Genomic DNA, 4,850 nt, shown 5'->3' with positions numbered 1-4,850 from the left:
CCTACAAAATTAGCAAAAACGAAAGCGAAAAAAATATCATCGACCACCTCATCTCAAGCGCGCAAAAATTCCACGAAGGATTGTCGCGCGAGCTTAGCGGCGACTATAACGCCACGGCGTGGAAGCAGGTGCTGATCAAGGCCTCAGTCATTCAAAAAGAGGCTGCAAACGCAGATGAGATGCCCCTCGTAGCCTCCGTCATCGACAACCGCTTAGCCAAAAATATGCGCCTTCAGATGGACGGCACGCTAAATTACGGCGAGTTTTCGCACGTCAAAATCACTCCGCAGCGCATCCGCACCGACACCAGCCACTACAACACCTACCTCAACGACGGACTTCCCAAAGAGCCGGTGTGCGTGGTCTCTCGCGATGCGATACGCGCCGTTTTCGCGCCCGCAAAGAGCGAGTATCTGTATTTTATGCGAAATAAAAAGACGGGGCTTCACGATTTTGCGCGCACGCAAGCCGAGCACGAGCGCAACGTAAAGGCGCAGAGGTAAAATTTAAGGCCGTTTCGGCATTAAATTTAAAGAACGAGATTTTGTCTTTAAATTTTAAAATTTAACCCCCGCATTTATAAAAATGCGGACCGATATTTGGGAGATAACAATGAAAATAGCGATATTCGGCGCCGGAAACATCGGTGCGGCGGTAGCGAACGATCTTATCGTAAGCGATTCTTTGAGCCAAAAGATAGATAGCATCGCGCTTGTGGATGCTGTAGAGCGGATCGCGCGCGGCAAGGCACTCGATCTTGCCCATGCGGCGGCGGTTTATGAGCGCGACCTGCGCATAAGCGGCAGCACGGAGCCTAGCGATATAGCGGACGCAGGCATCGTCGTGATCACGGCGGGGCACGCAAGAAAGGCGGGGCAGAGCAGGGAGGAGCTGTTTGGCGTAAACGCCGCCATCGTCGCGCAATGCGCGCGAGATGCCGCAAAATATGCGCCTAACTCCATTATCGTCGTCGTTACCAATCCGCTTGATATGATGGTCTATGCGGCGCTGCAGGCCAGCGGGTTTGCAAAAGAGCGCGTCATCGGCATGGCGGGCGAGCTAGACGGCGCGCGGCTTAAATTTGAACTCGCGCGAGCGAGCGGCAAGGAAATTTCGTCGATGAGAAGCGCGATCGTGGGCCCGCATAGCGAAGAGATGATTGCGCTTAAAAACGAGCTGGGATTTGAAATTTCGGATGAAATTTTCGAGCGCGCGGTGCAAAATACCAAACGCGCCGGCGCGCAGATCGGCGAGCTACTGGGCACGTCAGCGTATTTGGCGCCTGCTGCGGGGATCGTAAAGATCATAAAATACATTCTTTTTGATACCTGCGGCACGCTTGCCTGCTGCGTCGCGGATAGATCGGGAGTGCCTTTGGGGCGCTTCGTAAGCGTCGGCAAAATGGGCGCAATAGAGAGGAATTTCGCCTACTCGGGCGAGTTTTACGCGCAGCTTGAGCGGATGCGCGAGCGGGTAGCGGGGCTGAAGTTTTAGTGGATATAGAGCGAATTCGACGCGACGCGGAAGCGGGATTCGTAGATTTAAAATTTCAAAGCGCAGAATTCTTGCGATAGAGTTTGCAGCATCAAATTTCACTTTGGCAAGAAATTTAAGCTCGCGGAATTTTACAGCGTAAAATTTTATTCACTGCGGAATTTTAAAATTTGCGCAATTTTGCCCGCTGTGAAATTTCATAGATTAAAATTTTACTTTGGCGCAGAATTTTGCGTGACGTAAAATTTTTAAACGCCACAAAATTTTAAAATTTAAACTCTGCAAAATTTAAAAACGAGAGGAATTTAATGCGATCAAAGCAGGCTTGCGCCGCAAAATTTCAAATTTTAAATCGCGAAGCGGGATTTAGTGCGGATTTTGATAAATTAAGGAGAAAATATGAGCGAAAATGAGAGCCAGCGCGCCGTCTGGACGGATGAGAGCCGCTGTAAGGCGTGCAACATCTGCGTAAGCGTCTGTCCTAGCGGCGCGATCGCGATGAGACAGGACGAGGGCGCCGTGCAGGGCATGATGATCGACGTGGTGGATGAGGGCGCCTGTATCGGCTGTAGGGAGTGCGAGTTGCACTGCCCTGATTTTGCGATTTTCGTCGCGCCCAAGGGCTTTAAATTCGCTCGTCTAAGCTCGCAGGCTAGAGAGATGGCTGAAAAAATCAAAAACAATAATTTTATGAAACCCAAGGACGCATAATGAGAGAGGTAATTTCCACAGGCAACGCCTTAATTGCGCGTGCGGCGATTGATTGCGGCTGTAATTTTTTCGGCGGCTATCCGATCACGCCGAGCAGCGAGATCGCGCACGAGATGAGTCGCTTGCTACCTAAGGTCGGAGGCAAATTTATCCAGATGGAGGATGAAATTTCGGGCATTTCTGTAGCTTTGGGCGCGTCTATGAGCGGTGCGAAGGCGATGACGGCAAGCTCCGGTCCTGGAATTTCGCTAAAATCAGAGCAGATTGGACTTGGCTTTATCGCTGAAATTCCGCTTTTAATCGTAAATGTTATGCGCGGAGGTCCTAGCACCGGGCTTCCTACGCGAGTGGCGCAGGGCGATATTTTGCAAGCTCGCAACCCCACTCACGGCGATTTTCAAAGCATCGCGCTGTGCCCTGGCTCGCTAAAGGAGGCTTACACGCAAACCGTGCGCGCCTTCAATATAGCCGAGCGGTTCATGACGCCGGTATTTTTGCTACTTGATGAGACGCTTGGGCATATGCAAGCAAAGGCGGTGCTGCCTGAAATTTCGGATCTAAAAATCGAGCGCAGGGCGGAATTTAAAGGTAGTCCGAAAGATTATGAGCCCTACGATGCTGCGCCCGATAAGCCTGCGGTGCTAAATCCCTTTTTTAGGGGATACCACTATCACATAACGGGGCTGCATCACGGCGTAAAGGGCTTTCCGACCGAAAACGAGCAGATCGTGCATCGCTCTATAAAAAGGCTTTTTAATAAAATTTCGGCGCATGAAGATGAGATCGTGCAATATGAGGAATTTATGCTAGATGACGCTGATGCTTGCATCATCGCCTACGGCAGCGTTAGCTTAGCAGCAAAAGACGCGATTTTAAAGCTACGTAGGCAAGGCGTGCGTGTGGGACTTTTTCGTCCGATTACGCTATGGCCAAGCCCAGCGCGCAAGCTAAGGGAGCTAGGGGAGAGATTTAATAAAATTTTGATCGCCGAGCTAAATTTAGGGCAGTATCTGCTAGAGGTGCAGCGCGCTTGTTTGAGAGATGATTTTAAGACGCTTCTTAAGGCAAACGGCAGACCGATCAGCCCCAGCGAGATTATCGAGAAAGTAAAGGAGCTTTAAATGGCATTTGATTACGACAAATATCTAAGAACGGACAAGATGCCTACACTTTGGTGCTGGGGCTGCGGCGACGGAGTGATCTTAAAAGCGATCATCCGCGCGATTGACCGCGTAGGCTGGAGCATGGACGATGTATGCGTGGTAAGCGGTATCGGCTGTAGCGGCAGGATGTCTAGTTACATAGACTGCAATACCGTCCATACGACACACGGGCGTGCGATAGCTTATGCTACGGGTATCAAGCTTGCAAATCCAGGTAAGCACGTAATCGTAGTTACTGGCGATGGCGACGGGCTTGCGATAGGGGGCAATCACACGATCCATGGATGCCGCCGCAATATCGATCTAAATCATATCTTAGTAAATAATTTCATCTACGGGCTTACAAACTCGCAGACGAGCCCTACGACGCCACGTGGGTTTTGGACGGTTACGGCGCAATACGGCAATGTCGATCCTAGCTTTGATGCGACAAAACTTGCGATTGCCGCCGGAGCAACTTTTGTCGGACGCGAGAGCGTGACAAATCCCGAAAAAATCGAGCGACTTCTAGCCAAGGGCTTTGAGCACGATGGTTATAGTTTTTTTGATATTTTTAGCAACTGCCACGTAAATTTGGGTCGTAAAAATAAAATGAGCGAGGCGGTGCAAATGCTAAAGTGGCTTGATTCGCGTACGATTTCTAAAGCAAAATTTGACGTTCTTAGCGAGGATGAGCGAGTGGGGCTATTTCCGCTTGGAGTTTTACATGAAGATAATGAGCACACCGAATACACAAAGGCGTATCAAAAGGTGATAGACGCGGCACAAAGCGGCGAAGCGATAAATTTTGAAGGACTAAGATGAATCAATTAAGATTTGTGGGGGTGGGCGGTCAAGGCGTGATCTTAGCAGGTGAAATTCTAGCTGCGGCAAAGATCGCGCACGGCGGCTATGGAATCAAGGCATCTACGTATACCTCTCAGGTACGCGGCGGACCTACGAAAGTGGATATTATCTTAAGCGATGAAGAAATTCTATATCCTTACGCGAGCGAGGGCGAGATCGATTTCATGCTCGCAACGGCGCAGAGTAGCTACGATGCTTTCAAAAATGGCGTGAAAAAAGGCGGCGTGATCGTAATCGAGCCGAATTTAGTAACGCCGAGCGATGAGGATAGGATAAACTTTAAAATTTATGAAATTCCAATCATTACCATCGCAAAATACGAAGTCGGAAATGTCATCACTCAAAGTGTCGTGGCTCTAGCGATCGCAGTAGAGCTTAGCCGCTGCATGGATGCAGGGCTCGTAAAAGAGCAAATGCTCCGTTCTGTGCCCGAAAAAACCCGCGCGCTAAATGAAAAGGCGTATGATTTGGGGATGAAATACGCGAGAGAGTTTGGATAAATTTAAAGACTCGGATAGAATTTGGGATTAAATTTAGATTTAGAGTATCTGATATGTTTTAATCTTGCGATAAATTCTGTTTGGCGTTATCTTTATTTCTTCCTACAATATCCTCCTTAGGTATCTTAAAATTTGT

Annotated in this window: 6 protein-coding genes; all 6 read left to right on the top strand. The window is 49.2% G+C overall.

The features are described 5' to 3' along the window. Positions 1–503 (top strand): endolytic transglycosylase MltG (locus tag Q0095_RS01255; RefSeq protein ID WP_297880618.1); only part of this gene is annotated, 503 nt, incomplete at its 5' end. Positions 504–612: 109 nt separating this feature from the next. Next, a complete protein-coding gene (locus Q0095_RS01250; protein WP_297880616.1) occupies positions 613–1,494 on the top strand; it encodes a malate dehydrogenase in 882 nt (293 codons plus the stop codon). A 399-nt stretch (positions 1,495–1,893) separates the two neighbouring features. Next, positions 1,894–2,205: a 4Fe-4S binding protein gene (locus Q0095_RS01245; RefSeq protein ID WP_177388316.1), complete on the top strand. Its 312-nt coding sequence runs from the start codon at positions 1,894–1,896 to the stop codon at positions 2,203–2,205. Next, positions 2,205–3,326, top strand: coding sequence for a 2-oxoglutarate synthase subunit alpha (locus Q0095_RS01240; RefSeq protein ID WP_297880613.1), 1,122 nt, complete (start codon positions 2,205–2,207; stop codon positions 3,324–3,326). Before Q0095_RS01245 ends, Q0095_RS01240 begins: the two co-directional genes overlap by 1 nt. Beyond that, on the top strand, positions 3,327–4,172 hold the full coding sequence (locus tag Q0095_RS01235; RefSeq protein WP_297880611.1) for a 2-oxoglutarate ferredoxin oxidoreductase subunit beta: 846 nt from the start codon (positions 3,327–3,329) through the stop codon (positions 4,170–4,172). Further along, a complete protein-coding gene (locus Q0095_RS01230) occupies positions 4,169–4,714 on the top strand; it encodes a 2-oxoacid:acceptor oxidoreductase family protein (RefSeq protein WP_297880609.1) in 546 nt (181 codons plus the stop codon). The genes Q0095_RS01235 and Q0095_RS01230 overlap by 4 nt, the downstream gene beginning before the upstream one ends. The last annotated feature ends 136 nt before the right edge of the window (positions 4,715–4,850 follow it).

The sequence above is a fragment of the uncultured Campylobacter sp. genome (assembly GCF_938045535.1).
In the GTDB taxonomy this organism is placed as follows: Bacteria; Campylobacterota; Campylobacteria; order Campylobacterales; family Campylobacteraceae; genus Campylobacter_B.
This window is presented reverse-complemented; position numbering and strand designations above follow the sequence as displayed.

Coding starts and splice junctions, on each gene's coding strand:
- Q0095_RS01240 (WP_297880613.1), top strand. CDS start 2,205: ATGAGAGAGGTAATTTCCACAGGCAACGCCTTAATTGCGCGTGCGGCG.
- Q0095_RS01230 (WP_297880609.1), top strand. CDS start 4,169: ATGAATCAATTAAGATTTGTGGGGGTGGGCGGTCAAGGCGTGATCTTA.
- Q0095_RS01245 (WP_177388316.1), top strand. CDS start 1,894: ATGAGCGAAAATGAGAGCCAGCGCGCCGTCTGGACGGATGAGAGCCGC.
- Q0095_RS01250 (WP_297880616.1), top strand. CDS start 613: ATGAAAATAGCGATATTCGGCGCCGGAAACATCGGTGCGGCGGTAGCG.
- Q0095_RS01235 (WP_297880611.1), top strand. CDS start 3,327: ATGGCATTTGATTACGACAAATATCTAAGAACGGACAAGATGCCTACA.